25 protein-coding genes and 5 tRNA genes are annotated in these 26,928 nt (G+C 48.5%); 18 read left to right on the top strand and 12 right to left on the bottom strand.

Features of this window, described 5'->3' with window-relative positions; all coding sequences use genetic code 11:
- Positions 1-105 precede the first annotated feature (105 nt).
- Complete coding sequence (locus HF638_RS10270; protein WP_169480132.1) at positions 106-1,401, bottom strand: MFS transporter; 1,296 nt, start codon at positions 1,399-1,401, stop codon at positions 106-108.
- A 165-nt stretch (positions 1,402-1,566) separates the two neighbouring features.
- Between HF638_RS10270 and HF638_RS10265 the strand changes: the two genes are divergently transcribed.
- From HF638_RS10265 to HF638_RS10235, 7 genes are all read left to right on the top strand, one after another.
- Entirely contained in the window at positions 1,567-3,456 is a 1,890-nt protein-coding gene (locus HF638_RS10265; protein WP_169480131.1) for an ABC transporter substrate-binding protein, read from the top strand.
- A gap of 165 nt (positions 3,457-3,621) precedes the next feature.
- Positions 3,622-4,821, top strand: a complete 1,200-nt coding sequence (locus HF638_RS10260; protein WP_169480130.1) for an outer membrane lipoprotein-sorting protein — start codon at positions 3,622-3,624, stop codon at positions 4,819-4,821.
- A 395-nt stretch (positions 4,822-5,216) separates the two neighbouring features.
- Positions 5,217-6,404: an alanine racemase gene (gene alr / locus HF638_RS10255; protein ID WP_169480129.1), complete on the top strand. Its 1,188-nt coding sequence runs from the start codon at positions 5,217-5,219 to the stop codon at positions 6,402-6,404.
- A gap of 258 nt (positions 6,405-6,662) precedes the next feature.
- Complete coding sequence (locus HF638_RS10250) at positions 6,663-6,944, top strand: CopG family ribbon-helix-helix protein (protein WP_017690037.1); 282 nt, start codon at positions 6,663-6,665, stop codon at positions 6,942-6,944.
- Positions 6,945-6,947: 3 nt separating this feature from the next.
- Positions 6,948-7,298 (top strand): type II toxin-antitoxin system PemK/MazF family toxin, encoded by a 351-nt coding sequence (locus tag HF638_RS10245; protein WP_024630714.1) that lies wholly within the window; start codon positions 6,948-6,950, stop codon positions 7,296-7,298.
- 236 nt (positions 7,299-7,534) lie between these two features.
- On the top strand, positions 7,535-9,724 hold the full coding sequence (locus tag HF638_RS10240; RefSeq protein WP_169480128.1) for an alpha-galactosidase: 2,190 nt from the start codon (positions 7,535-7,537) through the stop codon (positions 9,722-9,724).
- Between the two features lie 464 nt (positions 9,725-10,188).
- Positions 10,189-12,411, top strand: coding sequence for a Tex family protein (locus tag HF638_RS10235; RefSeq protein ID WP_248278104.1), 2,223 nt, complete (start codon positions 10,189-10,191; stop codon positions 12,409-12,411).
- Between the two features lie 130 nt (positions 12,412-12,541).
- Here HF638_RS10235 and cmpA read toward each other — a convergent pair whose 3' ends face one another.
- Together cmpA and HF638_RS10225 are read right to left on the bottom strand one after the other, a co-directional pair.
- Positions 12,542-12,685, bottom strand: coding sequence for a cortex morphogenetic protein CmpA (gene cmpA / locus HF638_RS10230; protein WP_017690033.1), 144 nt, complete (start codon positions 12,683-12,685; stop codon positions 12,542-12,544).
- A 179-nt stretch (positions 12,686-12,864) separates the two neighbouring features.
- Entirely contained in the window at positions 12,865-13,221 is a 357-nt protein-coding gene (locus HF638_RS10225) for a hydrolase/acyltransferase (protein ID WP_169480127.1), read from the bottom strand.
- A 119-nt stretch (positions 13,222-13,340) separates the two neighbouring features.
- Here HF638_RS10225 and HF638_RS10220 point away from each other — a divergent pair, with 119 nt between their 5' ends.
- The 3 genes from HF638_RS10220 to HF638_RS10210 all read left to right on the top strand — a co-directional run bounded on the left by HF638_RS10220 (position 13,341) and on the right by HF638_RS10210 (position 14,066).
- On the top strand, positions 13,341-13,802 hold the full coding sequence (locus tag HF638_RS10220; RefSeq protein WP_169480126.1) for a SprT family protein: 462 nt from the start codon (positions 13,341-13,343) through the stop codon (positions 13,800-13,802).
- 93 nt (positions 13,803-13,895) lie between these two features.
- A tRNA-Asn gene (locus tag HF638_RS10215) sits at positions 13,896-13,971 on the top strand.
- A gap of 6 nt (positions 13,972-13,977) precedes the next feature.
- Positions 13,978-14,066: transfer RNA gene (locus tag HF638_RS10210), tRNA-Ser, on the top strand.
- 115 nt (positions 14,067-14,181) lie between these two features.
- Here HF638_RS10210 and HF638_RS10205 read toward each other — a convergent pair.
- Positions 14,182-14,880 carry an ArsR/SmtB family transcription factor gene (locus HF638_RS10205; RefSeq protein WP_169480125.1) on the bottom strand — a complete coding sequence of 233 codons (699 nt, stop codon included), beginning with the start codon at positions 14,878-14,880 and terminating at the stop codon, positions 14,182-14,184.
- Positions 14,881-14,989: 109 nt separating this feature from the next.
- On the opposite strand from HF638_RS10205, the gene HF638_RS10200 reads away from it, so the two are divergent.
- Together HF638_RS10200 and HF638_RS10195 are read left to right on the top strand one after the other, a co-directional pair.
- Entirely contained in the window at positions 14,990-15,649 is a 660-nt protein-coding gene (locus tag HF638_RS10200; RefSeq protein ID WP_169480124.1) for a flavin reductase family protein, read from the top strand.
- A gap of 93 nt (positions 15,650-15,742) precedes the next feature.
- The gene (locus HF638_RS10195; RefSeq protein WP_169480123.1) at positions 15,743-16,414 is read left to right on the top strand and encodes an MgtC/SapB family protein; all 672 of its coding nucleotides are present in this window, start codon (positions 15,743-15,745) and stop codon (positions 16,412-16,414) included.
- Between the two features lie 69 nt (positions 16,415-16,483).
- Here the strand turns inward: HF638_RS10195 and HF638_RS10190 are convergent, their stop codons facing one another.
- Positions 16,484-17,380, bottom strand: a complete 897-nt coding sequence (locus HF638_RS10190) for a Cof-type HAD-IIB family hydrolase (RefSeq protein WP_169480122.1) — start codon at positions 17,378-17,380, stop codon at positions 16,484-16,486.
- A 4-nt stretch (positions 17,381-17,384) separates the two neighbouring features.
- The gene (locus HF638_RS10185) at positions 17,385-18,161 is read right to left on the bottom strand and encodes a DeoR/GlpR family DNA-binding transcription regulator (RefSeq protein ID WP_169480121.1); all 777 of its coding nucleotides are present in this window, start codon (positions 18,159-18,161) and stop codon (positions 17,385-17,387) included.
- 309 nt (positions 18,162-18,470) lie between these two features.
- On the opposite strand from HF638_RS10185, the gene HF638_RS10180 reads away from it, so the two are divergent.
- From HF638_RS10180 to HF638_RS10165, 4 genes are all read left to right on the top strand, one after another.
- A tRNA-Glu gene (locus HF638_RS10180) sits at positions 18,471-18,542 on the top strand.
- A gap of 106 nt (positions 18,543-18,648) precedes the next feature.
- Positions 18,649-18,724, top strand: a tRNA-Lys gene (locus HF638_RS10175).
- A 17-nt stretch (positions 18,725-18,741) separates the two neighbouring features.
- A tRNA-Leu gene (locus HF638_RS10170) sits at positions 18,742-18,824 on the top strand.
- A 169-nt stretch (positions 18,825-18,993) separates the two neighbouring features.
- Positions 18,994-19,419, top strand: coding sequence for a helix-turn-helix domain-containing protein (locus HF638_RS10165; RefSeq protein ID WP_169480120.1), 426 nt, complete (start codon positions 18,994-18,996; stop codon positions 19,417-19,419).
- Between the two features lie 108 nt (positions 19,420-19,527).
- Here the strand turns inward: HF638_RS10165 and HF638_RS10160 are convergent, their stop codons facing one another.
- The 6 genes from HF638_RS10160 to HF638_RS10135 are packed head-to-tail and all read right to left on the bottom strand — an operon-like array spanning position 19,528 to position 24,311.
- Complete coding sequence (locus tag HF638_RS10160; RefSeq protein WP_169480119.1) at positions 19,528-20,499, bottom strand: urease accessory protein UreD; 972 nt, start codon at positions 20,497-20,499, stop codon at positions 19,528-19,530.
- Positions 20,405-21,124, bottom strand: coding sequence for an urease accessory protein UreG (ureG, locus tag HF638_RS10155; protein WP_169480118.1), 720 nt, complete (start codon positions 21,122-21,124; stop codon positions 20,405-20,407). Before ureG ends, HF638_RS10160 begins: the two co-directional genes overlap by 95 nt.
- A 33-nt stretch (positions 21,125-21,157) precedes the next feature.
- Positions 21,158-21,853, bottom strand: coding sequence for an urease accessory protein UreF (locus HF638_RS10150; protein ID WP_169480117.1), 696 nt, complete (start codon positions 21,851-21,853; stop codon positions 21,158-21,160).
- Between the two features lie 33 nt (positions 21,854-21,886).
- The gene (gene ureC, locus HF638_RS10145) at positions 21,887-23,605 is read right to left on the bottom strand and encodes an urease subunit alpha (RefSeq protein WP_169480116.1); all 1,719 of its coding nucleotides are present in this window, start codon (positions 23,603-23,605) and stop codon (positions 21,887-21,889) included.
- Complete coding sequence (locus HF638_RS10140) at positions 23,602-23,991, bottom strand: urease subunit beta (protein WP_169480115.1); 390 nt, start codon at positions 23,989-23,991, stop codon at positions 23,602-23,604. The genes ureC and HF638_RS10140 overlap by 4 nt, the downstream gene beginning before the upstream one ends.
- 17 nt (positions 23,992-24,008) lie before the next feature.
- Positions 24,009-24,311 carry an urease subunit gamma gene (locus tag HF638_RS10135; protein WP_036669066.1) on the bottom strand — a complete coding sequence of 101 codons (303 nt, stop codon included), beginning with the start codon at positions 24,309-24,311 and terminating at the stop codon, positions 24,009-24,011.
- A 261-nt stretch (positions 24,312-24,572) separates the two neighbouring features.
- On the opposite strand from HF638_RS10135, the gene urtA reads away from it, so the two are divergent.
- Together urtA and urtB are read left to right on the top strand one after the other, a co-directional pair.
- On the top strand, positions 24,573-25,823 hold the full coding sequence (urtA, locus tag HF638_RS10130) for an urea ABC transporter substrate-binding protein (RefSeq protein WP_169480114.1): 1,251 nt from the start codon (positions 24,573-24,575) through the stop codon (positions 25,821-25,823).
- 181 nt (positions 25,824-26,004) lie between these two features.
- The gene (urtB, locus tag HF638_RS10125; protein WP_169480113.1) at positions 26,005-26,910 is read left to right on the top strand and encodes an urea ABC transporter permease subunit UrtB; all 906 of its coding nucleotides are present in this window, start codon (positions 26,005-26,007) and stop codon (positions 26,908-26,910) included.
- Positions 26,911-26,928 lie beyond the last annotated feature (18 nt).

Raw genomic sequence — 26,928 nt, 5'->3', positions numbered from 1 at the left:
TACAAAATGTTTATGATAATTTACTTTAAAGTAATGATAATGGGCAAAAAAAAGAGAGCCTGCAGGGCTCCCTTGCATGATTATTTTGTTGCCGGAGAAGTGAAATCAAGATGCATCTGCACATGGCAGATGTTCATTCTGTTTCTCTGTCTTGCGAAGTAACATTCGGAAAAAGACGAGCGCTCCAAGCCCCATAAGTACATACAGACCAGCCATCGCATATGAAGGCAGAAAGGCACCAATGCTTAACCCGAGACTTCCGAGGAGGGCAGCTGCGTTATAGCTCAACCCGTCAGCAGCCATGTAGGCAGCACGGTCCGAATCGGGAATCATACCCGCGAGCATAACTAGACGAACAGGAGCGTACATCAATTCTCCAATGGTCAGCAGTATAGCGGATGAGATAAGTAACCAGGACCAGTTGCTAAAAGCGAGTACGGTGAAACCTGCGGTATAGAGGAGCATGCCGACAGTCATGATAGATCGGGACGGGAAACGACCTATCCATCTGGAGAATGGAATGGCAACCAACGCGACAAGTACGGTGTTGATTACCATGATCAGGCTGAACATATGCAGACCTGAAATATCTGAGCCGAACAGTTGGGCGGTGAATTCACTTTTTAAACGAACAGCGATGTATTTATCCAACTGGAATTCCAGGGAGACAGCAAGTACTGTAGCCATGAAAAATACCATAAAACGTTTGTCTTGAAAGACCGCCCAGTATGTGTTCAGTATGTTCTTCTGGATTGGAGCATCTGCCTTCATTAGTCTGGTGGATGGACCGGAACCCTTGGAATGATTTGTACTACTAATTGCACGTTTATCCATTGTTTCACGAACCATAAAGACCAAAATAAAAAGAGTAGCCATACTTTCCAGGGATACCAGACTGAACAATAGAAAACGAAATGATTCGAAAAATAGTCCGCCCATCAGTGCGCCAAAGGTTACAGCAACGTTGGTTGTCCAATATTGCAATGCGTATACATAATGGCGTTCATGTTCACTGCTTACATCGACAATCATGGCATTAGCAATGGGGACGGTGATCCCTGAACTGAGACTGCTGAGCAGAAACATGACACAAGTGACGATGATCGAATCCATCCACGGCGAGTTGGCGCTGGCCAAGCAAAGTAGAGCTACGACCTGCAGACCTTGTGCGATCACCATTAATTTCTTTCGTCCAATTCGGTCAGACCAATATCCTGCCCACAACCCCACAATCATGGAAGCCACAATATTGACCGTCAGCAATAACCCCGCCAAGCCTGCGCCAACCTGAACACTCAGATAGATCGCCATGAATGGAATGATGGACTTCTGGGTTAGATCAGTGAAAAAATCAGTAATGATACGTATCCTGATGTTCGGGTGCAAATCGGCGTATTTCATAAGTCGTTCTTCTTCCTTCCCGCTGGTCATGTTGATGTTACTGAGTATAATGGAGGAAAACCTGAAGAAAAACTGTAGAAGCAACCGAATGGATTTCGTATTTTAGTAGATGGAGCAAAGTACTTAAAAGATAGAAGTTAGAACATAGAAGAAGGGAGGACATATATGGACGTATCAGAACATTACATTCAATTGCGATTGAACTTTCTGCATGTGCATGAGAAACAAGAAGTACATACAACGGTAGGTGAACTCGCCGATCATTTATGTTGTACCATGCGTAACATGAACCTTATTATGAACAAATTCAAGGAGAACGGATGGGTCATGTGGAACCCGCAGCGCGGCAGAGGCAAAAAATCGATACTTGTCTTTTGCGTCCCGCTGCTTGAAGTGGCTCGTGAACGGTTTGACCATCTCCTGAATGGGAACAGGATCGAGGACGCCTATGAATTGGCCTCCACCTTACCAATTACGATGCGAGAACATCTGATGCAGCAAATGCAGCATCAATTCGGTCTGCGTTCGAACGAGGGAGCCAGAGGGCGAGTGGATACATTACGGATTCCGCAGAATACGCCGTTTAAGACTCTCGACCCAACGCAGACGGCGGTGTGGGGAGAAGTTTTCATCATTGCAGAGGTGTTCGATCGTTTGGTTCGCTATAATGCTGAACGCCAAGTCTGCGAGCCGAGTCTGGCTATGGCATGGGAGAGTGATGCGGATGGAAGGGAATGGACCTTTTATCTGCACAAAGGCATACCTTTTCATCATGGAAGGATTCTCGATGCAGAGGACGTCAAGTTTACCTTTGATCGTATTATCTCTGACAGGAGTAATCCTTCCAGGCCGCTGTTTGGTTCGATTGAGAGCATAGAGGCGTATGACCAGTTGACTGTACGTTTTGTGTTGAATAAGCCAAACTTTATGTTCCCTGATCTGATGAGCAGTATGTGTGCATCTATCCTGCCTAGAGATGTGGAGATGAACCCGCTTCATCCGATTGGAACTGGACCTTATCGATTGACTCGTCATGATTCGAAGTTGCTTGTGCTTGAGGTGTTCCTTGCCTATTTCAGAGGACGGGCTTATGTGGATCGCGTTGAAGTGTGGCAGCTCCCTCACTCGGCAAAGGCGGAGTCCATCATCAAGCATGATTTATTTCCGGATGCACAACCTCGTGCCGTACAGCATGAGATGCAGGGCGGTGTGTATATGACGTTTAATATGCAAAAGAAAGGGCCACAGCATGATGTGAATTTTCGCCTGGCTGTCCAACTGCTATTGAATGCACATGAGTTGTCGGAAGCGCTTGGGGGCACAAACACGCAGGCTGCCTATAGTCTGATTCGAGGACGAGTTCAGAACCAGCATCTAATGGAGAGTCCGGATCAAGGGGGGCCGTGGAAACAACGATCAGAAAGATTGGATCAACCAGAAGGTTACCCCAAATCAGCAACTTTAATAGAGTCTTCGCTGGCGCGGGCCTCAGCATTATTAAGCCGTAGCTCTTACCAGGGGCAGATATTAGATCTGTGGGTGGAAGAAGGAGAGAAGATGGAGGCAGACATGATCTGGTTTGCAGAGAGATGTGAACAGATTGGCTTACATATATGCATTATGCCGGGAGACCCGGTCCATGCAGTCTATCAAGATGGATTCAGGGATTGTGATCTGATCTATACAGGAGAAGTGTTCGATGATCATGTCGTGCTGAGTCTGGTGACGATGTATACCTTCCAGAGCACGTTATTCCTGATTGCGATGAATGATTACTGGAGACATGAACTGGAACAGGAATGCGGACGAGTGGTCATGATCCAGGAACCAGCGGAGCGGTTGAATAGATTGATACAGCTGGAAGATCGACTTATTCAGGAGGCGTTGCTTCTGCCTACGTACAGCTTCAAGGAAGAACATGCGCATCATTCTTCTCTGCGTGGTTATCATGTTGCGGGGCATGGTCTGCCTGATCTGCGCCGATTGTGGGTAAAGAGAAGGCCTGGTGCAGCTGAAGAGGATACGAGTTATCCGGTGTATATTCCGTTGTGGTAGGAGTAACTGCCAGCGTAGCAATGCCGTATTAACTGACTTCACTGCATGCTTGTCAAACTAGTCCGCATATATCGAACAAGTCCCTCATAACATGTACTAATCAAGTAGGGGTTCTGCTGCAAGCACAATCCTGAAGTGAAAACATGTGCTAAAGGGGATGATGTCATGCGCCGAATATCATGGATGCTTGCCATGGTATTGGTCTTATCGGTCTTGCTTGCCGCCTGCGGGAAGAAGGATGCGGCAGCTGTGGTCAAAGATCTGAACGAAGTCGTAGGAGAGATGGAAAGTTACCAGGGGGCAGGCGTGATGACGCTGCATACCGGAGATTCGCCGCAGCAGTACAAGGTCGAGGTATGGCATCAGAAGCCTTCCTATTATCGTATTGCGTTAACCAATGCAAAGAAAGATGTCACACAGATTGTATTGCGTAACGATGAGGGTGTGTTTGTTCTGACGCCGAGCCAGAACAAGAGCTTCCGTTTTCAGAGCAACTGGCCAGACAACCAAGGACAGGTATATCTGTATGAAACATTGATTCGGAGCATTACGGGGGATACAACCCGCCAGTTTGCGGATGAGAAGGAGAGCTATGTTTTTGATGTAGCTGCCAATTATAATACACATGCACTCGTTAGACAGAAGATCTGGCTGAACAAATCGGATTACGCACCTAAACAGGTGGAGGTATCCGACTCCAATGCCAATGTGGTCGTGGATGTGAAATTTGATTCCTTCAAATTCGGTGCTGCATTTGAGAAAGACGCCTTTGACATGCAACGTAACATGACAGCCAATACAGAAGAAGGCGGCAAAACAGGAACGGACTCTGGTGTGGCTCCTGCGGAGCAAACAGGGAATGAGGGCGGTAAAGAACCTGCCAATCCTCAGACTGCGCCAGAAACAGACGGCGCTGTCACTGATGGACAGTCGGGTGTAGGTGTTGACACAGAGCAGCAAGGTACAGAGGGTGCTGCAACAGGTCAGGAAGGCGAAGAGCCAACACTTGCAGAACCGGAAGGGGCAGACAGCTTCGGGGTGATTCAGCCGACCTATGCGCCGGAAGGCGTGCAGCTCAAGGATGATCAGATTCTGGAAGAGGCGGGAGACTATTCGGTTATGCTTCGTTATGAAGGAACATACAATTACACGATATTCGAAGCCAGACCGCAGGATCGTGCTGTGTCGCTTGCCCCATCCCGTGTACTGGATCTAGGATTCACACTAGGGATGGTCAGCGGAGATGCACTGCAGACACTGACATGGACGACAGATGGCATAGAATATCGGATCACCAGTGCCGACCTGCCTGATAACGAAATGGTACGTATTGCAACATCGATGCAAGAAGAGTCAGGCAAATGATTTTTGAACAAATGAACGAATAGTAGCATAAACATAAGGAATGCTAAGAAGCATCGGAGACCCGTTCTCCGGTGCTTTGCTTTGATGAGAGACATGTGTACATCTGGAACTGATTTTCTTACTCGGAGCACCCAATAATGCAAAACGCGCTTCTACGCAGAGGGAACCGGGTAAATAATCGATATAAGCAGATTTTTGTTAGGGTGAAAAGTGAAATTTTGCCCTGCAAATCTCGTTTATCGATCTTCTTCTGTGTTCGCATTTGTTCCTCAAACGGCGCACCTTGCACCTGTTTTTGAATGCGAAACTTCGGTTCATTTGACAGTCACATGCTAGAGCATTACGATGGAGTCTGACGTGAGCCGGATTAAGATGATTAGAGAAGGTGACTTAACGTGCAAGGACAATATCGGCCGACCCAAGCGGAAATCAATTTGGATCATTTGTGTACTAACGTAGAAGCTTTCCGCGAGGCATTGCCTCAGGGCATGAAATTCCTCGCCTGTGTGAAGGCCAATGCCTATGGACACGGAGCGGTGGAGACGGCTAGAGAACTGGAACGAGTGGGTGTGGATTACTTAAGTGTTGCTTTTCTTGACGAAGCTCTGGAACTGCGACAATATGGGATTACGATTCCAATTCTGGTATTGGGTTATACACCGCCTGAAGGGATCGCTGTTGCTTGGAAACATGATGTGACCATCACGCTGTTTAGCAGGGAAGTGCTTGATGCCATTCGACATCTGGATGCGAGCACATTCGCTAACCAACTGAAGGTTCATATCAAAATCGACAGCGGCATGGGCCGATTAGGTCTGTTGCCTGGCGATGAGGCATTGGCTTTCATAGAGGAAGTGGCCTCGCTCGATCAGGTGATGTTGGAAGGCATGTTTACCCATTTTGCCAAAGCGGATGAAGAAGACAAAACCTATACACTGGAGCAGTATCGACGGTTCCAAAGCGTGGTTCATGCGCTCAGGGATCAGGGATGTGTCATCCCGATTATACATACGGCGAACAGCGCCGCTGCCATTGATACACCGGAATTATCCTATGACATGGTACGTGTAGGAATCAGCCTGTACGGATTGTATCCTTCGGCTCAGGTGAATCATCAGGTGGTGAAGCTGTCCCCGGTATTGACGCTGAAGACGAAGGCGGTTCTGGTCAAAACACTGCCACCCCATTGGGGGATCAGTTACGGAACCCGATATGTTACACAAGGGCACGAACGAATAGCGACCCTGCCGATCGGTTATGCAGACGGATTCTCAAGAATGTTGACAGGTAAAGCACAAGTGCTTGTACGCGGTCGTCGCGTTCCTGTCGTCGGTACGATCTGCATGGACCAGTGTATGGTGTCGTTACAATCTTTCGCGGAAGAAGCGGAAGAAATTCAAGTCGGCGAAGAGGTTGTCCTCATCGGTCATCAGTCTGGTGGCGTTATAACCGCAGACGAGGTGGCAATCCAGCTCGGTACGATTGCTTATGAAGTGATCTGCATGATGGCGCACCGCATTCCACGGGTCTATACCCGTGACGGCGCAGTAGTCGCCAGAATCAATCCACTTTTGACATCCTGACAGGTAAACTGGACGTCATTACCAATAAACTTTTTTCAGAACAGAAGGAAAACTGTCGGAGCATCTCGAATTATGTATGACGATAGGATTTAAATCCTGAAATGAGATGTTTGGTCTGTACGAATATTGTTCCCCGTGTTTATAATGGAGTACAGCATACTTGATATACTCGGGGCATATATATTCCTTTGTATAAAAGTTCTGGAAAAACGTAATACTGGTTCACAATGGCGAAAGGTTTGTGGGGGTGGAAGAAAGGTGGCCAACTTGCAGAACACCAAGCGGATCATGATCAGTTTACCTGATTATCTTTTGCAGGAAGTGGATGGCATCGTAGCGCTGGAGAATTCCAACCGCAGCGAATTGATTAGGCAGGCTATGAAGCTGTATTTGACGGAGCGTAAGAAACGTTACATCCGTGAAACGATGCAGCGCGGGTACATGGAGATGGCAAAAATTAATCTGACCATGGCATCCGAAGCCTTTCATGCGGAGGAAGATGCGGACAGCACTCTGGACCGCTTAGTTAGCGGGGTGTAGACATTGATCGTAAAACGTGGTGACGTTTTTTTTGCGGATCTTTCTCCCGTTGTCGGTTCCGAGCAAGGCGGAGTCAGGCCGGTTCTGGTGATCCAGAATGATATCGGCAACCGGTTCAGTCCAACTTGTATTGTGGCGGCTATTACCGCCCAGATCCAGAAGGCAAAGCTGCCAACGCATGTGGAAATTGATGCGGCGGCACACGGCTTTGACCGGGACTCGGTTATTTTGCTCGAACAAATACGGACGATTGATAAGCAAAGGCTGACTGACAAGATTACCCATCTGGACGAGGAGACCATGAAATTGGTCAACGAAGCCTTACAGATCAGTCTTGGTTTAATCGATTTTTAAGGCAGCAATCAGCGTCTTTGTACGCTGTCCTGCCGTCCGTTGGCAATGGATGTTCCTGTAAGGGAACACACTAATTTCAGACTGTAACCAAAAGAGCGTATGGCATCCTTCGGGCTGTTGTACGCTCTTTTGATTAAAGCTTGATGAAAGCGTAGAACATTGGTGATCTTTTCGTTATAATGGAACCTGAGAAACCGTTTACCCGAAAGACCTATATATAGAGGTGGAGGAGACATATGAGCATTTATATCAATCAAGAGAAACTTCAGTTTCATTTACAGACCCGTGAGGCCAGTTACGTATTTCAGGTACTGCCTTCAGGATATTTGGTGCATTTGTATTATGGCAAAAAATTACGCGACACCGATCTGAGCTGGTTGCATGTACGGACAGAACGAGCATCTTTCAGTCCGAACCCAGTACCCGAGGACCGTACGATTTCATTTGATACATTGGCAGTGGAACTACCCGTGTATGGCACAAGTGATTTCCGTAATCCGGCTATCCAACTGGAACTTGAGAATGGCTCGACGGTTTCGGAGTTTACGTATACAGGCCATCGATTGGTCAAAGGAAAGATAGCGCTTACTGGTTTGCCATCAACGTATGTTGAATCCGATGAAGAAGCAGAGACGCTGGTTATTGAGTTGGAAGACCGCGTTGCAGGCATCAAAATCGAGCTTTCCTATACAGCCTTTACGGCATTTAATGCAATTACACGCTCGATGCGTATCGTTAATGAGAGCGCTACCTCAGTGAATGTGGTGCGTGCGCTCAGTTCTTCTGTCGATTTCCCTCATGCGGATTATGAATTGTTGCAGCTGTCAGGAGCTTGGACGCGGGAACGTGATATCGTTCGCAGACCACTTGCTTCAGGCCTGCAAGGGATTGAGAGCCGTCGTGGTTCAAGCAGTCACCAGCAGAATCCATTTATTGCACTGATGACACCAGGCACGGATGAAGATCAGGGCGAAGTCTACGGGTTCAGTCTCGTCTATAGCGGTAGCTTCACTGCACAGGCTGAAGTGGACCAGTTCCACACCACCCGTGTGTCACTCGGAATCAATCCGTTCGAGTTCAGCTGGAAGCTGGAGCCGCAAGAAGCGTTCCAGACACCTGAGACGGTTATGGTATATTCGGATGCAGGTCTGGATGGTATGTCTCAGTCGTACCATGAACTGTACCGGGAGCGTCTTGCACGTGGTAAGTTCCGCAATGCGGAACGTCCGGTTCTGGTCAATAACTGGGAAGCGACATATTTTGGATTCAATGCGGACAAGATTGAACAGATCGCTCGCGCCGGACAGAAGCTGGGTATTGAGTTGTTTGTCTTGGATGATGGCTGGTTTGGACACCGGGACAGCGACAATTCCTCGTTGGGCGACTGGATTGTAGATAAGAACAAACTGCCACAGGGACTGGATGATCTGGCTAACCGGGTAACAGGTCTGGACATGCAGTTCGGATTGTGGTTTGAGCCTGAGATGATCTCACCAGACAGTGAGCTGTACCGTGCACACCCAGACTGGTGTCTGCATGTGCCTGATCGTCGCCGGACAGAAGGACGTCAGCAACTGGTACTCGACTTCTCTCGTCAGGATGTACGTGATGAGATTGTACGCATGTTAACAGACGTACTTGGTTCTGCACCAATCACTTATGTGAAATGGGACATGAACCGCAATATGACGGAAGTGGGTTCTGCATTGCTTCCGGCAGATAGACAGCGTGAGACCGCGCATCGTTACATGCTGGGGTTGTATGACGTTATGGAACGAATCACTTCGGCATTCCCGAACATTCTGTTCGAGAGCTGTTCAGGTGGTGGTGGCCGCTTCGATCCAGGTATGCTGTATTACATGCCGCAGACATGGACAAGTGATAACACGGATGCGATCTCCCGTTTGCGGATTCAATATGGTACCAGTCTTGTGTATCCGGTGAGTTCCATGGGATCGCATATCTCAGCGGTACCGAATCATCAGGTCAACCGGATAACTTCACTTGAAATCCGGGGACATGTTGCGATGTCAGGCAACTTCGGGTACGAGCTGGACCTGACGAAATTCACGGAGGAAGAGAACGACATCGTGAAAGCGCAGGTTGAACTGTACAAAGAGATCCGTGGAACGGTTCAATATGGAACATTCCGCCGTTTGCTCAGTCCGTTTGAAGGCAATGAGACAGCGTGGATGTTTATTGCACCAGACGGAAGCGAAGCCGTTGTATTCTACTTCCGCGTGCTCTCTGAGCCTAATGCGCCACTTCAGCGCCTGAAGCTGAAAGGATTGGACCCTAATGCGGATTACCGTCTGAAAGGCGGCTCGGAGACCTTTACCGGCGATGCCTTGATGTATGGCGGTATTTCGGTAGGCAGTGCATCAGGAGACTATCTGAGCGAACTGTTCCGCTTCGAGCGCGTCTAGATAAGTGAACTGCATTTTATTTACACGGATACTACGATGACAGAACAACCTTCCAATCGCTGTTATCCCCAGATTTTTCGATTCCCTTTTCTCAAAGGGAAAATCCGGAGATAAAGGCGAACGCTTCGCTTTTTCAGGTTTTTTCTGTCCTCTCCGTTTTTGTGTAAATGAGCAGTTTCACTTATTAGATTGCTATTTTATTTAAAGCTTTAAAAAAAGGGAGGACCGGGGAGCGTCGTGTTGACGTTTTTCGGTCTTTTTTTGCTGTAATGGGGAAGGCTGGAGGATGACATCATTCTGTCAGAACTTGTATGCTTGCGGATTGATGGAAATCTGGGCGGGATTTTGTGATAATATAGGGTAGAGTGGATGAATCAAATGGTTTAACTATACTGTAATTACAGCAGCAAAGCTGCCCTGAAATGATTGTAACGAACGATTCAGGAAGGAAAGAGGGATTTATTTTGTCTGAACAGGAAACGGTTCTGGAACCCAATGAAGAAACAATAAAGGCAGAACGCCATGAACGAATCATCAAACAGGTAGCCAAGGAACTGTCACTGTCCTTGAAGCAGGTCCGCACGACGTCGGAGCTTCTGGACGAAGGCAATACGATTCCATTTATCGCCCGCTACCGTAAAGAAATGACTGGAGAGCTGGATGAGAACCAGCTGCGATCGATTGAAGAACGCATTGTCTATCTGCGCAATCTTGAGGATCGCAAATTGGAAGTCATCCGTATTATAGAGGAACAGGGCAAGCTGACCGGAGAACTGAAGAAATCCATCACCCAGGCTGTGAAGCTGCAGGAAGTGGAGGACTTGTATCGTCCTTACCGTCAGAAGCGGAAAACGCGTGCCAGTGTGGCCAAGGAAAAAGGTCTTGAACCCCTTGCTGGTTGGATCTGGGGTCAACCGAAACAAGGAGATGCACTCCAGGAAGCTGCGCAATATATCAATGCTGAACTGGGCGTAGAAGATGAGGAATTGGCGCTTCAGGGAGCCAAAGATATCCTTGCGGAGAACATCGCAGACGATGCTGCCATTCGTGCCTGGATTCGTCGGTACACACTTGATCACGGGATGCTGACTTCGGAAGCGAAGGATGCTCAAGAGGAGTCCGTGTACGAGAATTATTATGATTACCGAGAATTAGCTAAAAAGATGCCCCCACACCGTATTCTCGCGATTAATCGCGGTGAACGTGAGAGTATTCTGAAAGTCGGCCTGGACGTACAGGCAGAACCGGCCCATCGCCATATGGTAGGACAGATCATTCGTGGTGCTTCTGCCGTGCAGGATATCCTGCGTGATGTGATTGAGGATGCCTACAAGCGGCTGATTGCGCCTTCCATCGAGCGTGAAGTTCGTGGAGAGCTCACAGAAAAAGGTGAGAATCAGGCCATATCGGTATTCTCGGCCAATCTGCGTAACCTGTTGCTTCAACCGCCGATTCACGGCAAACGTGTGTTGGGTGTGGATCCAGCTTATCGTACCGGTTGTAAACTGGCTGTAGTAGATGATACGGGCAAACTGCTGGAAGTGGCTGTGACCTACCCAACGCCACCACACAACAAGAAACGTGAAGCTGCGGAAGTATTCCATCGCATGATCAAGCAATATGATATCGGACTGATCGTCATTGGTAATGGTACCGGATCACGTGAGACGGAGCAGTTTGTTGCCGAGATCATTCAGGAGAACGGTGATGAAAGTCTTGTGTATCTGATTGTTAACGAAGCAGGCGCGAGTGTATATTCTGCATCCAAGCTGGCCCAGGAAGAATTCCCTGATCTGGATGTTGCGGAGCGCAGTGCAGCTTCCATTGCTCGCCGGGTACAAGACCCGCTGGCGGAGTTGGTTAAGATTGATCCAAAAGCCATTGGCGTGGGTCAATATCAGCATGACGTATCCCAGAAGATTCTCGAAGAAAGCCTGAAGGCTGTCGTGGAATCCGCAGTTAACCATGTGGGTGTGGATGTGAATACAGCATCACCTTCGTTGTTGTCATACGTTGCCGGGGTTAATGCTACGATTGCCAAAAACATCGTGAAGTACCGTGAAGAGAACGGCCGGTTCACGAACCGCCGTCAGCTTCAGAAGGTACCACGTCTGGGAGCCAAAACGTATGAGCAGTGCGTAGGCTTCATGCGTATTGGTGAGGGCGAGAATCCATTGGATCGTACACCGATTCACCCTGAGTCCTACAAGGTCGTTGATCAGCTGTTCAAGGAGCTTCAGGTTGCACTGGACAAGCTGGGCAGCAAGGAACTGTCGGTATTACTGTCGGAGCAACAGCCAGAGCAATTGGCTGTGAAACTGGACGTAGGTGTACCTACATTGCGTGATATTCTGGACAGCTTGCAGCGTCCGGGTCGTGACCCGCGTGAAGAAATGCCGTTGCCAATCTTCCGTACAGATGTATTGAAAATTGAGGATCTGGTGGAAGGTATGGAGCTGCAAGGTACGGTTCGGAACGTAATTGATTTTGGTGCTTTTGTCGATATTGGGATCAAGAGTGATGGGCTTGTCCATATCTCACAGCTCAGCAACGGGTATGTTAAACATCCGATGGACGTTGTGTCTGTCGGGGATAATGTAACGGTCTGGGTTATGAGTGTGGATACCAAAAAAGGCCGTGTCGGCCTTACGATGAAGAAGCCTGCTTCTGCGCAACAGTCTTCCTAAGTAATAGAATTGGAGAACAGCCTTCCCTGACCAGGAAGGCTGTTTGTTGTCGACAGTAATGGTCCCGTTATTCGTTCCAATTGCTCTGGTAAGTACGGTGGCTATGATCATGGACTTTTTGAACAACCTCTTAAAGTTCGTTCTCCGCGCTGCGCGGTGTGCCATTTGCTGGTTTGTTACGATAAAAGAACCAGCATTCGTTCAGCAGCTTGATTTGCCGGCTGTCCTTTTTGTGAAATGCACGCATCAGTTGATTGCAAAGCCATTGAGGCAAGGGTATCTCCTCCTCTTGCATAATTCATCTGTACGTTAGCATATGTGGCAATAGCCTGGACTGTGCGGGATAAGTGGCAGACCCCGGCAAATCAATATCTCAATACCAAAAAGCACAAATCCCAATTCAGGGAGATGCGCTTTTCGTTCTTGTCATTTTAAAATGAGATCTGGAGTGGATTAGAGGGCTTCCATCTCTTCTTCATACCATTGTTCCAATTGGGCCTGAAGCGCCCGGATTTCGGTAAGCAGAGAAATCAAGGGATAATGGTTTTCACGCAGTGCTGCAAAAGACTCTTCAAGTGCATTGATATAATCAAGGCCACCGATAATGGTGAGATTTTCGTTCAGGAGATCCAGGTTGTCACATTCGGCAATCGCCCAAGGCAGGACAGGGACATCTGCTGCAGTGAGTTTATCGATTTCCTTGTGCAGGCGCAGATTGAGCGCACTAAGTTGATAGGCGTAATCCGCCGGCATTTCCACAAACTGCAATTGTTGTTCCTGCTGTAAGATGACATAGCGCATTGTAGGCATAACGAGTAATAATCTCCCCTCATACATTCTACTTGACAGTGTAGCCTACGAAACGGTTAAAATTCAAGTATATTGCCAGAAAAACCAATACTCCGAGGGGGTGCAAGGAGAGGATACCGATGGAAAATAAGGAGTTGCAACAATGGATCGAACAGATATCAATGGATCATTTCGGAGTGCCGTTCACCCATGAGGCGTTGTTTAACAGTCGCCTGACCACCACAGGTGGGCGTTATATGCTCAAAAGTCACCGGATTGAGATCAATCCGCATCAGCTCGAAGCCTACGGGCGGGATGAAGTTGAGAAAATCATCAAGCATGAGCTGTGCCACTATCATCTGCATATTCGTGGGCGTGGTTATCAGCATCGCGACCCGGAATTCAAAGCTTTATTGCAGAAGGTGGGAGGCTCACGGTTCTGCCAATCTCTGCCTGACGGCAAAGGCAGAAAACCTCTGCCGTATCGTTATAAGCTGGTGTGCAAGAGCTGTGGCACGGAATATTTGCGCAAGCGGAAAATAGATCCGAAGCGTTACCGCTGTGGTCGTTGTGCGGGAAAACTGGGCCTTCAGAATATCTGATGTGTGCATCAATCAATGCGCTAAAGAAAGTGATGGAAGGCATGTTGACTTGGATTATTAATCATGATAAATTAAGTTAATCAAGATTGATTTTCCCTGATAGCTCAGTTGGTAGAGCACTCGACTGTTAATCGAGTTGTCACAGGTTCGAGCCCTGTTCGGGGAGCCATTTCTTGGAGAGATACCCAAGTGGCTATAAGGGGACCCTCTGCTAAGGGGTTAGACTGCGTAAGCGGTGCGAGGGTTCGAATCCCTCTCTCTCCGTTCTGAATTAAACAATAAAATCCTCTTCACATTAGATCGGATACCGGTCAAAGTGAAGGGGATTTTTTGCGTTTTATTCTTCTTCCTTTATCCCTGCTGCACCTCCACCTACAGACTACAGTAAGATACCCAACACCTCGTATAAACCTTTCTTTCCAGCTTCCGTTACTTCGACTGAGCGACTTCCTGTTTTTTGACGAATCCAGTCCAGTTCCAATAATCGATGTCTGAGTTGTTCGCCAAGCATACCTGAGAGATGATGACGGCGTTCGCTCCAATCCAAACATTTACGAGCGATGGCCCGGCGTGACCCCGGCTTCACTTGAAGTTCAATGCCGAACGTAGTGAACCACTGCGTTCCTTTCTCTGTAACTTGATAATCCTTGCTATGTGCCTCTTCGGGCTCTGAAAGATAACCCTTCTGTACTAAGGCCTCACAGAGCGAGATTCCTAATTTCCCGGCCAGATGACCATAACAGGTCCGTGCATAACTCAGTTGTTGAAGCTGATCGGATTGTTTGAGAGAGCGTATCTGTACAGGCGGGGCAATACTGGCCATGGTTTCAATCAGATTAGCAATTTCTTTGTTTGCCAGACGATAGTATCGGTGACGTCCTTGTTGTTCGACTTCGAGTAATCCTCCCTCTACGAGTTTAGCGAGATGGCTGCTTGCCGTCTGGGGAGTGACGCCTGCCATATGAGCAAGCTCCCCTGCGGGCAACGCCCGCCCATCCAGCAAAGATGACAGAAAAATAGCGCGGCTTGGATCAGCGATTAACGACGCAATAACAGTAATATTCGGATATACATTCATACTTCGATCATATCTGAACTATTACTGTATTACAATTCTGTTGTATCGTCCCATACGGGTCAGATTGAGCTTATAAACCAATGGAATTGGAACAGGAGAGGTACAGGATATGAAAAAGATAACGAAACAGGACTTTGCTACAGAGCAGTTGTCCGAGAGTTCAGAAGTGATACAACATGAAACGCTTAATCCAAGTATTTTATATTATGGTACGCCCGTATTGCTGTTAAGCACATTAAACGAGGATGGGTCAACCAACCTGTCTCCACTGTCTTCATCTTGGGCGCTGGGGGATTGTTTGGTTCTTGGTCTAGGTATACAGGGAAAAGCCTATGAAAATCTGAGTCGACATCCGGAGTGTGTAATTAATCTGCCGGATGCGACCATGTGGAAACAGGTTGAGGCACTGGGTCGTTATACGGGAGTTACCCCGGTTCCTGAGGAGAAAAGGCAGATGGGCTATACGTTTTGCCAGGATAAATTCATTGCGGCTGGACTGACATCTCAAGCATCGGTTCAGGTGGCTCCAGATAAAATAGCTGAATGTCCGCTCCAGATTGAAGCGGCTGTACAACACATACGTATTCCCGAGCATACACCGTTCATGGCGATTGTGGAAGTGAAAGCGGTGAAGGTGCACGCGCACACACGCCTGATATCTGGACTGAACAAGATCAATCCGGAGGAATGGCATCCGCTGATATATAATTTCAGACATTATTACGGATTGGGAGAGAGACATGGGGGGAATTTTCGGGCAGAGAATTGACCAGAGTAGAGGCTTTTTATTAGTCGGGGAAAGATTGGGTAATAGTAAAGATAGACACATGTAAGCATATACATAATGAAAGAGGTGATGTGCATGGAAGTGGAATACTTGATGCGTGTACTCATAGCTGGAGTGTGTGGTGTGCTAATCGGATATGAGCGCAAGAATCGAATGAAAGAGGCGGGAATCCGTACTCATTTTGTGGTCGCCGTTGGCGCTGCCCTGATGATGATTGTGTCGAAGTACGGATTCCAGGATCAGGCCGGTTGGGACAATCTGTCCCTTGATCCATCCAGGATCGCTGCACAGGTCGTTAGTGGTGTGGGGTTCATTGGCGCTGGCATGATCTTCACGCAGCGGCATACGGTCAGGGGATTGACCACAGCGGCTGGCATATGGGCTACGGCAGGCATGGGGCTTGCGGTGGGTTCAGGTCTGTATTGGACAGGTGCAGGCGTGACGCTGCTTATTGTCGTGGCACAGATGCTACTACATAGACCTACGCGCTGGCTGGTTTCGGCACGAACAGAGACGTTAACCATCCACCTGCAAAAGGAGGGAGAGGCCCTGAAGACTGTTCTGGCACTGCTGGGACAGGAAAAGATCTCGGTCATCGGATTTAAAACAGAACAGCAAAAAAGCACAGACTCCGAAGAAGAGACTGTGCTTGAGTTCACATTGCAACTACCGGGTTCATACCGGGGAGAGCAATTGATTATTTTGTTACAGGACGTGCCTCACGTTCGATCTGCTGAGTTGAAATGAAGCGAACTAGCTTGGATCAAAAGACGACCCATCCATCCAGATTCAAATGTTAATTCCGTACAGGTTCAATTACTGCCCTTCTCCGACAATCGTTTCCGGACGGGATACCGGTTTACCTTCAAGCAGGCACTCGATGGCATGTGCGACACCGTGTTCCACATTAGTCAGCGTTATGGCTTTGGCTAATGCCTGGATTTCGGGTTCGCCATTACCCATGGCGATGCCGAGTCCTGCCATTTTTAACATGGAGACATCGTTGAAGTTATCCCCGATCGCTGCTGTATCTTCCATGGAGATGTTCAGGTGAGCCGCCAGTTTGGTGAGGGCATTACCTTTGGATACGTCCGGGTGCTGCATTTCAAAGTTGTGCTCAAAGGATACAACCATGGCTACATCGGATCGGGAAGCGAAGTGTTCTCGTCCTGTCTTTACTTTGTCCGGATTCATGGAGAAGGCCATAATATTGTAGATGCAGGCTTCTGCTGGGATTTCGATGTGGTTGTTTACGCGGTGGTAGTCTTTTTTGTCATAGTGTTTCTTGATGGCCCGAATCATGCGTGCAATGTCTTCACCAGGGTTCGAACCAAGAACACGTTCCATCTCGGCGAGCAAAGTCTCGTGACTGCTAAGTGGGGCATAGATACCTTGCTGCGTGGAAGCCTCATAATAGAAATCATGATCTTCAAGCCACTGCATGACGGAAGCTGCTGTGTCACGCTCAAGCGGAAGATGGAATAGACGTTCACCGTCGGCATCATGAATCGTCGCTCCGTTGGAGCCGATAATTGGGGTTTTGATTCCGCCTTCGCGGCTGATGGTCACAACATCGGAGTAGACACGTCCTGTAGCGATTGTAACCTTCATACCGGATTGCTGTGCTTTTTGAATGGCTGCTGCATTCTCCGGGCTAATCTGGCTGTCTCTGTTCAGTAAAGTTCCATCTAAATCTGTGGCAAATAATTTCATATATTTACAACTCCTTATCATTTGTGGGTTCGGGAATGAGAATCTCAACTTGTTGTTCGGCTAGAAAAACAAGCCATTCTTTGGTTGGCCATTGATCCGTAATCAATACATCCACCAATGACCAGTCGGCAAAACGATAACCATAACGTCTATCAAACTTGGATTGATCTGCAAGAACAACGACTTTCTTGGCAGCTTTCATCATTTGGTGTTTAATTTTCCCTTCCTCTTCGGAAGCACTGAAGCCATCCATGGTGATACCGCCAATTCCGATAAAGGCTTTATCTACATAATAGTGGGAGAGAGTCTCGATAACAGAGGTACCGTAGACATAACGTTGTTCCTTATCCACTTTGCCGCCGAGTAAACGAATCTGGACAGCTGTGTGATTGGAGAGAAGATCAGCGGAATGAATCGAATTAGTAATGACGGTACAGGATTTGCCGTTCAAGTTCTCGGCACAGGCCTGCACAGTCGTGGAAGAATCCAGAATAATGATCTCGCCTTGTCTTACAATGGCCGCAGCGAGTTTGCCGATGGCCCTCTTTTCCTCAGATACATCGAGTAAACGGTCTTTGTAGGATCTGAATTCTTGCGGAGGAGGGGGGAGGATCGCGCCGCCACGTGTTCGAATAATGGCATCCTGTTCCTCAAGCTTGATCAGATCCCTGCGTGCAGTATCCCGTGATACATCAAACAAGGTGACAATATCATCGGCTGAGATGCGATTGTGTTTGCGTAGATGTTCAACAATGAGCTGCATTCGTTCTTCTTGAAACAAACATGTCACCTCCGGTTGTATGGATGACCGTACTTATACTGATATTTTAATTATAAGTATTCTTAATTCGCTTTGCAATATTATAAGTGAACATAAGTTTTTGTAAGTGTTTTAATGGATGATTTACATTTTTCCTGCACAGTGATGACATTGGCATGAATAGGGAAGGTGGCGATTAATGGGGTTTTGAAGAGAAGTATGCAACGGACAAAAAAGGCTTGAGAAATAAATTTCAAAAAAAGTGTTGCAAGTTTAAAATGTCCTGTGGTATACTCATTCTTGTCGCCAAGAAAGACAACTTGTTATTAAGGCCCGTTGGTCAAGGGGTTAAGACACCTCCCTTTCACGGAGGTAACAGGGGTTCGAATCCCCTACGGGTCATATCTTCACCACCTCATGAGATCTATATTTTCAATGAGAAATCCTCAAAGTCATTGCTCTTTGAGACGAGAATGAAGCGTGGCACATCCGGTGAAGTTTACAGCAAGAGCCATTAGCTCAGTTGGTAGAGCACCTGACTTTTAATCAGGGTGTCGAAGGTTCGAGCCCTTCATGGCTCACCATTTTTACAATTGAATATGCGGTCGTGGTGGAATGGCAGACACGCTATCTTGAGGGGGTAGTGGGTGTATACCCGTGGAGGTTCGAGTCCTCTCGACCGCATCACAGCAACAACATAAGATAGACTTCTATGATCATTCATGGGAGTCTATCTTTGTGTTATACGATATACCTCATCTTGTTCCAGGCATATAAAGGCTGAGCATTCAGGAATAATGTGGTATAATTCAAGCAGATGAGTTGATTATTACGGTTGGAAGGCGGTTCTTGTATGCAGTCGATCTATGAGCGAATTGAACACCTGATTGCCGAACGAGGAATGACCAAGAAGGCTTTCTGCCAACAGCTGAAGATTAGCACAGGCAATCTGGGTGACTGGAAACGTGGCAAGTCTATTCCGAGTACGAATAAGTTAATTGAGATTGCTTCGTTTTTTGATGTGAGCCTCGACTGGCTCATGATTGGGCGTCCATCGAAGGAAGCGATGGTGCGGGAAAAACGGGAGGATTATTTTTTTGACGTGTTGCGGCAATTGAATTGCCAGGAAAGCGAATTATCGACTGTTGAACAGTCTTTTATCAGTGAATATATCGAGTTTACCCGTTACCGCAAATCGAAGGAAAGCAAAGATGCAGGAGATTATCGATACAGGGCTGAAAACAAATCAGAGAACAATTCTGAGGGAAACGAAGCGTAAGTGATATGAACGGCACCCATAGACTGAATGTACAAAAACCTCTGGACTAATCCGAACACACTCGGAGACAGTTCAGAGGTTTTTTGTGTTAACTTATAATGTATATCTTTATTTACGAAAAACGAGGGTTTCTTTGCCCAGCAGATGGGGACGAAGTGTATTCCAGATCTGAAGACATTGCTCCTGAAGCTCCCAGGCTGCCATGCCAAGGAGTCGAACGCCAATACCGCCGGTTGCCAGCAAACTCGCACCTGCGAGCATCCGTCCATCTGGTGGCAGAGCGGATCTGACCTGTTCCATCTCCGCAGTGCCCAGTCCTGGGGCAATCATCCACAATGCAGCCGTGTGAGTATAGTGAAGGAGGGATGCTGAGTGTTTGGGGTCATCGGTTTCCGGTTCGAGTCCGAATCGATCCCAGACAGCCAGTTTCTCGCCTTGCCATATCTCCGTCAAGCTGCGGTAACGCTCAAATTGGAACGCTTCTCCCCGATGAATCCGTCCGGCAGACCAGATGTCTGCATAGGCCAGAATCGCCTGGTCTTCCAGCTCAAAGGTTACAGCGAGGGATGATGAACTGCCTTTGAAGGGAATCACACATTCAGGAAAGTATTCCAGTGTGGCCCCTTTTCCCAACCGAAAGTGATGATTAACGGATGAAGGAATGGAAGGTGTAGGATGAAGTCTGGTAGCAGATGTGCTGCTCAGCATGACATGGGTGCCTTCCCCTAATTCCCACTGGGAATGATAATGATCCCCGTTAAGGACTCCGGGAGAGACGTCTGACGTGTACACACATAATTCGGTTCCGCCTCCGGGAGGTCGAAAGGATCGGCTAAACCGGAGGGGTGCGCTGTAATAACGATCGGTCATGACAGTGCGCTCGCCTTGAAAGGCAAAGGTGGCCCGAAGTTCGCTGCGGCGTGTGACGGGCGCACATGCACTTTCATTCCCATTCATCTCTGTTCCCGTGGGGACAGAAGATGAATTAATGCGAGTGAGTGCCATGCTCATGGCCGTGTGAATGCAGATGTGCAGCGGAAGCATCGTCATCCATATATTGATGTTCAAGCCAGTGGACAATCTCGGATACACCTTCACCGCTCATTAGATTAGACATGACATATGGGCGGCCTTCGCGAACCCGCTCGGTATCATTTTTCATAACTTCCAGGCTCGCTCCAACGTAAGGTGCGAGGTCGGTCTTGTTGATTAACAGCAGATCTGAACGCGTGATGCCGGGACCGCCTTTGCGAGGAAGTTTCTCCCCTTGGGCAACGTCGATAATATAGATGAACACATCAGCCAGTTCCGGACTGAATGCAGCAGAGAGATTATCGCCGCCGCTCTCGATGAAGATCAATTGCAGATCAGGGAAACGTTCAATCAACTCGTCAACTGCTTCGAAATTCATGGAGGCATCCTCACGAATAGCGGTGTGTGGACATCCGCCTGTCTCTACGCCGATAATACGCTCTGGTGCCAAGGCATTCTGACGCAGCAAAATCTCGGCATCTTCCTTGGTATAAATGTCATTGGTGATGACAGCAAGGCTGTAACGTGTACGCAGTGCCTTGGACAGCTTCTCCACAAGGGCTGTTTTACCTGAACCTACCGGTCCACCAATGCCAATTCGCATCGGACGACTCCGATCAAATGCGTTGCGTTTCCACTCCGGATGATGCGTATGATTAGCTCCTCCACACATAACAATTCCTCCTAGGTTAGATAAAAGTTGTAGTTAAGACATAAACAGCCGCGCGGGTAAGGTCTCGTGCCGCATGGCGTAGATTTCCTGGGCGATTCCGAAGCTGTGCATGTCTTCCGGGTCATTATCCCGAATGAGAGCCCATTCTGCTTCAATATCACCAAGCAATTTCTGAATCAACATCTGCGCTTCCGTTTGTCCGATGGGCAGCAGGCGAAGTGCGCTGTTCACATAAGCGTTCACTGAGGTATACAGGTGCCCGGTAACGGCTTCATCCAATCCAATCTCCAATTGATAGTTGATATAACCATGAATGGTCGTGATGCCACCATACGCGCCGTATTCCCGTATGGCCTCATCGATCAGGGAAAAGTCCATCCATGGATAGAGTGAACGGGCGAGCTTGAGCAATCGCTTGCCCATCTTGTGGCCGCTTTCCCTGAGTTCCCGAGGGGAGCGCTGGGCATGCACGCGTTTGTCGTATAGAGCGAGTAGAGCGGCATCTTGCTGTTTTATCGCCTGATAGACGCCTTTGATGGCAAGACCATCTAGTCGCACGAGACTGGAATGAAGCTGGCTGCGAATAAACTGTTCAAGCTGTGCGGTATTCCGCACGGTGCCATCATGCGTGTAAGCTTCCAGACCGAAGGAATGGGAGAAACCACCGATGGGCAGGGCCGAATCCAGCAGCTGAACGTAACGGAGTAACTTCGTTCCACTGTTCATCATGAGTGCCCCCTTATCGGCTAATCCGTATTCCTATCAAAACATAAAGTACCGCTGTGCCATAGGCAACTCGTCTGCGGGTTCGCATGTGAGCAGTTCGCCGTCGGCGCGTACCTCATAGGTTTCGGGATCGACTTCAATGACAGGGGTGACGTCGTTATGGATCATGTCTTTTTTGCTGACTGAGCGACAGCCTTTAACGGGTTCAACCCGCTTTTTCAAGCCCAATGTCTCTTTGATTCCTGCATCTGCTGCGGCTTGGGAGACAAAGGTGATCGATCCGCTGGTAATGGCGCTACCATAGGCTCCGAACATGGGTCTGCCGAATACGGGCTGAGGTGTCGGAATGGACGCATTGGGATCACCCATCTGGGCGAATGTAATCATGCCACCTTTGATGACGATCTCGGGTTTAACACCGAAGTAAGCCGGTTTCCATACCACCAGATCTGCCAGCTTCCCGACTTCCACCGAACCGACGAGATGACTGATTCCATGTGCGATAGCTGGATTAATGGTGTATTTGGCGATATATCTCTTGATCCGATCGTTATCGGACGGTGAATCCGGATTGAGTTCGAGTTTGCCGCGCTGTTTTTTCATTTTGTCAGCTGTCTGCCAAGTACGGATAATGACTTCACCCACGCGTCCCATGGCCTGTGAATCGGAACTGATGATGCTGAACACGCCAAGATCATGCAAAATGTCTTCGGCTGCGATTGTTTCGGGACGAATCCGCGAATCCGCAAAAGCTACATCTTCCGGGATGGAAGGGTCCAGGTGATGACACACCATCAACATATCAAGGTGCTCTTCTACGGTGTTGCGTGTGTACGGTCGTGTTGGATTAGTTGATGAGGGGATAACGTAGGACTCCCCGGCGGCCCGGATAATATCCGGAGCGTGTCCGCCACCAGCGCCTTCCGTGTGGTACGTGTGGATCGTCCGGCCGTTGATCGCAGCCAGTGTGTTTTCGAGAAATCCGGTTTCGTTCAGTGTATCGGTATGGATAGCGACTTGAACATCATGTTCTCCAGCGGCAGTCAGACATGCATCGATCGCTCTCGGGGTAGTGCCCCAATCTTCATGCAACTTCAGGCCGATTACACCCGCTTCAATCTGTTCGATTAAAGGTGCGGTACTGGAACTGTTGCCTTTGCCGAGGTAACCGATGTTCATGGGAAAAGCCTCTGCCGATTCTAACATCCGGTGGATGTGCCAGGCTCCTGGTGTACAAGTGGTGGCTTTGGTTCCCGTTGCCGGTCCTGTTCCGCCGCCGATCATGGTCGTGACCCCGGAGGATAACGCAGTCTGAATCTGCTGTGGACAGATGAAATGAATATGGGTATCGATGCCACCAGCAGTTACAATCATGCCTTCACCGGCGATGATTTCGGTGGAAGCACCGATGACCAGTGCGGGATGCACACCATCCATCGTGTCCGGGTTACCGGATTTGCCAATGGCACAGATGTGACCATCCCGAATGCCGATATCCGCTTTTACAATGCCCCAATGATCGATAATGATGGCGTTGGTGATAACGGTATCAGGGGTACCGTCACTACGGAGGGCAGAGGTAGACTGGCCCATCCCGTCGCGGATAACCTTGCCACCCCCGAATTTGCTCTCGTCTCCGTAGACGGCATAATCATGTTCAATCTCTGCCCATAGTTCGGTATCCGCAAGTCTGACAGCATCACCGGTTGTGGGTCCGAACATCGATGCGTATTGTTCACGGCTCATTCGTTTCATGAAGGATCACCTCCATCTTGTATGGGAGGGGAGAACGTCTTCAGGAATGCCTCCAGTTTCACTGGATCGGGGGCTTGATCCGCAGAACCTTCGGTTAATCCGTTGAACCCGTGAATCTGGCGTTTGCCGCCAAAGGTCGTGAGTTCAACCGGCTTCTCTTCACCCGGTTCGAAGCGGACTGCTGTGCCTGCCGGAATGTGCAGGCGATGTCCGAAAGCTGACGTGCGATCAAAGTCCAGTGCCGCATTAACTTCATAGAAGTGAACGTGAGAGCCGACCTGGACGGGGCGGTCGCCGCGGTTAAGGACAATGAGGCGTAGGGTTGAACGATCCGGATGACAGATGATGTCGTCATCTGGCTTCAAACGGTATTCACCAGGAATCATGGTTTCTCCTGCCTTTCTCAGCGTATAGGTTCATGTACGGTAACCAGTTTCGTACCGTCAGGAAATGTGGCTTCTACCTGTACTTCAGGAATCATATCGGGAACGCCATCCATGCAGTCTTCACGTGTCAGGATGGTACCTCCGTATCTCATTAATTCGGCAACACTCATTCCATCCCGTGCTCGTTCCATCAATTCGGAGGTCAACAAGGCGATGGCTTCGGGAACATTCAACTTAAGTCCGCGTGCTCTTCGTTCACGGGAGAGGTTAGCGGCCACGGTAATCAGGAGTTTTTCCTTTTCCTGCTCAGTCCAGTGCAAGGCAATCCGACCTTTCGCTTAAAATGTCTGATATGTTCATGGATCATATTATATGTTAAATATACTCACACAGGGTGAATCCTTTGTCAATAAGCTTCCGGGCTTATTAGCAGTATGCATGAAACGAGTAGGCATGAAATAAAATTATGTAAGCTATATTGACATGAAGAGTGTGACGCTCCATAATTTGGATCAACGAACATTTCGGACATAAATGACCTTAATGTTCGTCAATAGACTAAAAAAAGGGAGTGTAGGCTATTGAAGAAGAGGTCGGTCAAGTTATGGAGTATTTTGCTCGGTGCGGTCATTGTGATGACAGGATGTGTGGAGGGCGCTGCGCCGCCTGAAGCGTCGGGTTCAGGTGGTACAGGAGAGCCGGCGGCATCCGGTGATACGATTAAAGTTGGCATCCTACATTCCCTCAGCGGAACGATGGCGATCAGTGAGGTGTCTGTTAAAGATGCCGAGATGCTTGCCATTGAAGAGATCAACGCCGCGGGCGGAGTTCTGGGTAAACAGATCGAGCCTGTAGTTGAGGATGGCGCTTCAGATTGGCCTACTTTTGCGGAGAAGGCTGGAAAGCTGCTACAACAAGATAAGGTCGCTGCGGTATTTGGCGGATGGACCTCTGCTAGTCGGAAGGCTATGCTCCCAGTGTTTGAACAGAACAAAGGTCTATTGTTTTATCCAGTGCAATATGAAGGATTGGAATCATCGCCAAATATTTTTTATACAGGAGCAACAACGAATCAGCAGATCGTTCCATCCGTAACCTGGTTGCTGGAGAACAGGGGTAAGACGTTTTATCTGCTCGGTTCAGATTATGTATTCCCGAAAACGGCCAATCAGGTCATTAAGGCGCAACTCGCAGCAGAAGGCGGCGAAGTGGTGGGTGAGGAATATACACCGCTGGGACATACCGATTATAGTACCATCATTAGCAAAATCAAGGCTGCAAAGCCGGATATTGTATACAATACGCTGAACGGAGACAGTAATGTAGCTTTCTTCAAACAATTGAAGGATGCTGGAATCTCCTCGGATCAGATGACAACCTTGTCGGTCAGTGTAGCGGAGGAAGAAATCCGTGGCATTGGTGCAGACGTATTGAAGGGGCATCTGGCTTCATGGAATTATTATCAGACAACGGATACGCCTGAGAATGCAACATTTGTTGCCAAGTATAAAGAAAAATATGGCGCTGATCGAGTGACAGCAGATCCAATTGAAGCGGGATATGTAGCAGTTTATCTCTGGAAGGCGGCGGTGGAAAAAGCAGGATCAACCGACGTGGAGAAGGTGAAAGCGGCTGCCAAGGGTCTGGAGTTTGATGCTCCCGAAGGTAAGGTAACTGTGGATGGAGAGAATCAACATATCTACAAAACGGTGCGGATCGGTGAGGTGCAGGAAGACGGGCAGTTCAAGGAATTGTGGAATTCTGGTGAACCTGTCAAGCCGGACCCTTATCTGAAAACGTATGAATGGGGAGCTTCCCTCAGCGCTAAATAACATAGAAACCTCGCAATAAAACAGGCAACTAGCTTCAAAGCAGCCAATTCATAGACGAGGGTGTGACAACACATCCTCTCACCACATTGCGGTAAAGCGTTACTGTGACGTTTAATATATTCTGCCGCAAATTGAAGTCATGTGAAATATCGAGAGTCACGGTATGGAGGAGGGGATAGCGATGGATATGTTTATCCTGCAGATGTTCAACGGTCTGAGTATCAGTTCAATTCTGTTGTTGATTGCATTGGGGCTTGCAGTAACATTTGGGCTGATGAATGTGATCAACATGGCTCACGGTGAACTGATCATGATCGGTGCGTATGCAACGTATGTAACACAAAATCTGTTTATGTCCTATGCTCCCGCGGCGTGGTTCGGTGCTTACTTTGTTGTGGCTCTGCCGATTGCGTTCGTTGTAGCTGCTCTGATTGGCTGGTTGCTTGAAGTGGTGTTGATCAGGCATCTGTATGGCAGGCCGCTGGATAGTTTGCTTGCTACATGGGGTGTAGGCATGATGCTGCAACAACTGGCCCGTACGATATTCGGAGCACCAAATGTGGGCGTATCCAGTCCGGCTTGGCTTAATGGGGGATTGGCGATCTCGGATGGCATTGTATTTCCGTATAAACGAATTTTCATTATCGCATTGGTTGCGGTCGTGCTGCTGTGTATGTATCTCTATATCTATCGAACATCTTCCGGAAGACGAATGAGGGCTGTAATGCAGAATCGGAGCATGGCGGGGTGTCTTGGGATTTCGACCCGACGGGTAGATGGTATGACCTTTGCTATTGGTTCGGGAATCGCCGGTATTGCTGGTTGTGCATTAACGCTCATTGGTCCGATTGGTCCTTCGCTTGGTACGTATTATATTGTGGATGCGTTCATGGTGGTTGTCTTGGGTGGTGTGGGAAAATTGGTTGGAACCGTGTGCGGTGCATTGGGGATCGGTATGTTCAACACGCTGTTCGAAACCTATACCTCGGCTTCCATTGGCAAGGTGCTCGTGTTCGTATGTATCGTTGCTTTTCTGCAATGGAAACCACGTGGCTTGGTCGCGATGCGCACACGAAGTCTCGATTAACGTGAAGAAGGGGGTTAG

The organism is Paenibacillus sp. SZ31 (assembly GCF_012912005.1).
In the GTDB taxonomy this organism is placed as follows: domain Bacteria; phylum Bacillota; class Bacilli; order Paenibacillales; family Paenibacillaceae; genus Paenibacillus.
Note: the sequence above shows the minus strand (reverse complement) of the source record. Positions and strands in the feature narration are given on the sequence as shown.

Bases quoted from the DNA above. Each gene is read 5' to 3' on its own strand.
- HF638_RS10270 (WP_169480132.1), bottom strand. From the start codon at position 1,401: ATGAAATACGCCGATTTGCACCCGAACATCAGGATACGTATCATTACT.
- HF638_RS10265 (WP_169480131.1), top strand. From the start codon at position 1,567: ATGGACGTATCAGAACATTACATTCAATTGCGATTGAACTTTCTGCAT.
- HF638_RS10260 (WP_169480130.1), top strand. From the start codon at position 3,622: ATGCGCCGAATATCATGGATGCTTGCCATGGTATTGGTCTTATCGGTC.
- HF638_RS10240 (WP_169480128.1), top strand. From the start codon at position 7,535: ATGAGCATTTATATCAATCAAGAGAAACTTCAGTTTCATTTACAGACC.
- HF638_RS10225 (WP_169480127.1), bottom strand. From the start codon at position 13,221: ATGCCTACAATGCGCTATGTCATCTTACAGCAGGAACAACAATTGCAG.
- HF638_RS10220 (WP_169480126.1), top strand. From the start codon at position 13,341: ATGGAAAATAAGGAGTTGCAACAATGGATCGAACAGATATCAATGGAT.
- HF638_RS10205 (WP_169480125.1), bottom strand. From the start codon at position 14,880: ATGAATGTATATCCGAATATTACTGTTATTGCGTCGTTAATCGCTGAT.
- HF638_RS10200 (WP_169480124.1), top strand. From the start codon at position 14,990: ATGAAAAAGATAACGAAACAGGACTTTGCTACAGAGCAGTTGTCCGAG.
- HF638_RS10195 (WP_169480123.1), top strand. From the start codon at position 15,743: ATGGAAGTGGAATACTTGATGCGTGTACTCATAGCTGGAGTGTGTGGT.
- HF638_RS10190 (WP_169480122.1), bottom strand. From the start codon at position 17,380: ATGAAATTATTTGCCACAGATTTAGATGGAACTTTACTGAACAGAGAC.
- HF638_RS10165 (WP_169480120.1), top strand. From the start codon at position 18,994: ATGCAGTCGATCTATGAGCGAATTGAACACCTGATTGCCGAACGAGGA.
- ureG (WP_169480118.1), bottom strand. From the start codon at position 21,124: ATGTGTGGAGGAGCTAATCATACGCATCATCCGGAGTGGAAACGCAAC.
- HF638_RS10150 (WP_169480117.1), bottom strand. From the start codon at position 21,853: ATGATGAACAGTGGAACGAAGTTACTCCGTTACGTTCAGCTGCTGGAT.
- ureC (WP_169480116.1), bottom strand. From the start codon at position 23,605: ATGAAACGAATGAGCCGTGAACAATACGCATCGATGTTCGGACCCACA.
- HF638_RS10140 (WP_169480115.1), bottom strand. From the start codon at position 23,991: ATGATTCCTGGTGAATACCGTTTGAAGCCAGATGACGACATCATCTGT.
- urtB (WP_169480113.1), top strand. From the start codon at position 26,005: ATGGATATGTTTATCCTGCAGATGTTCAACGGTCTGAGTATCAGTTCA.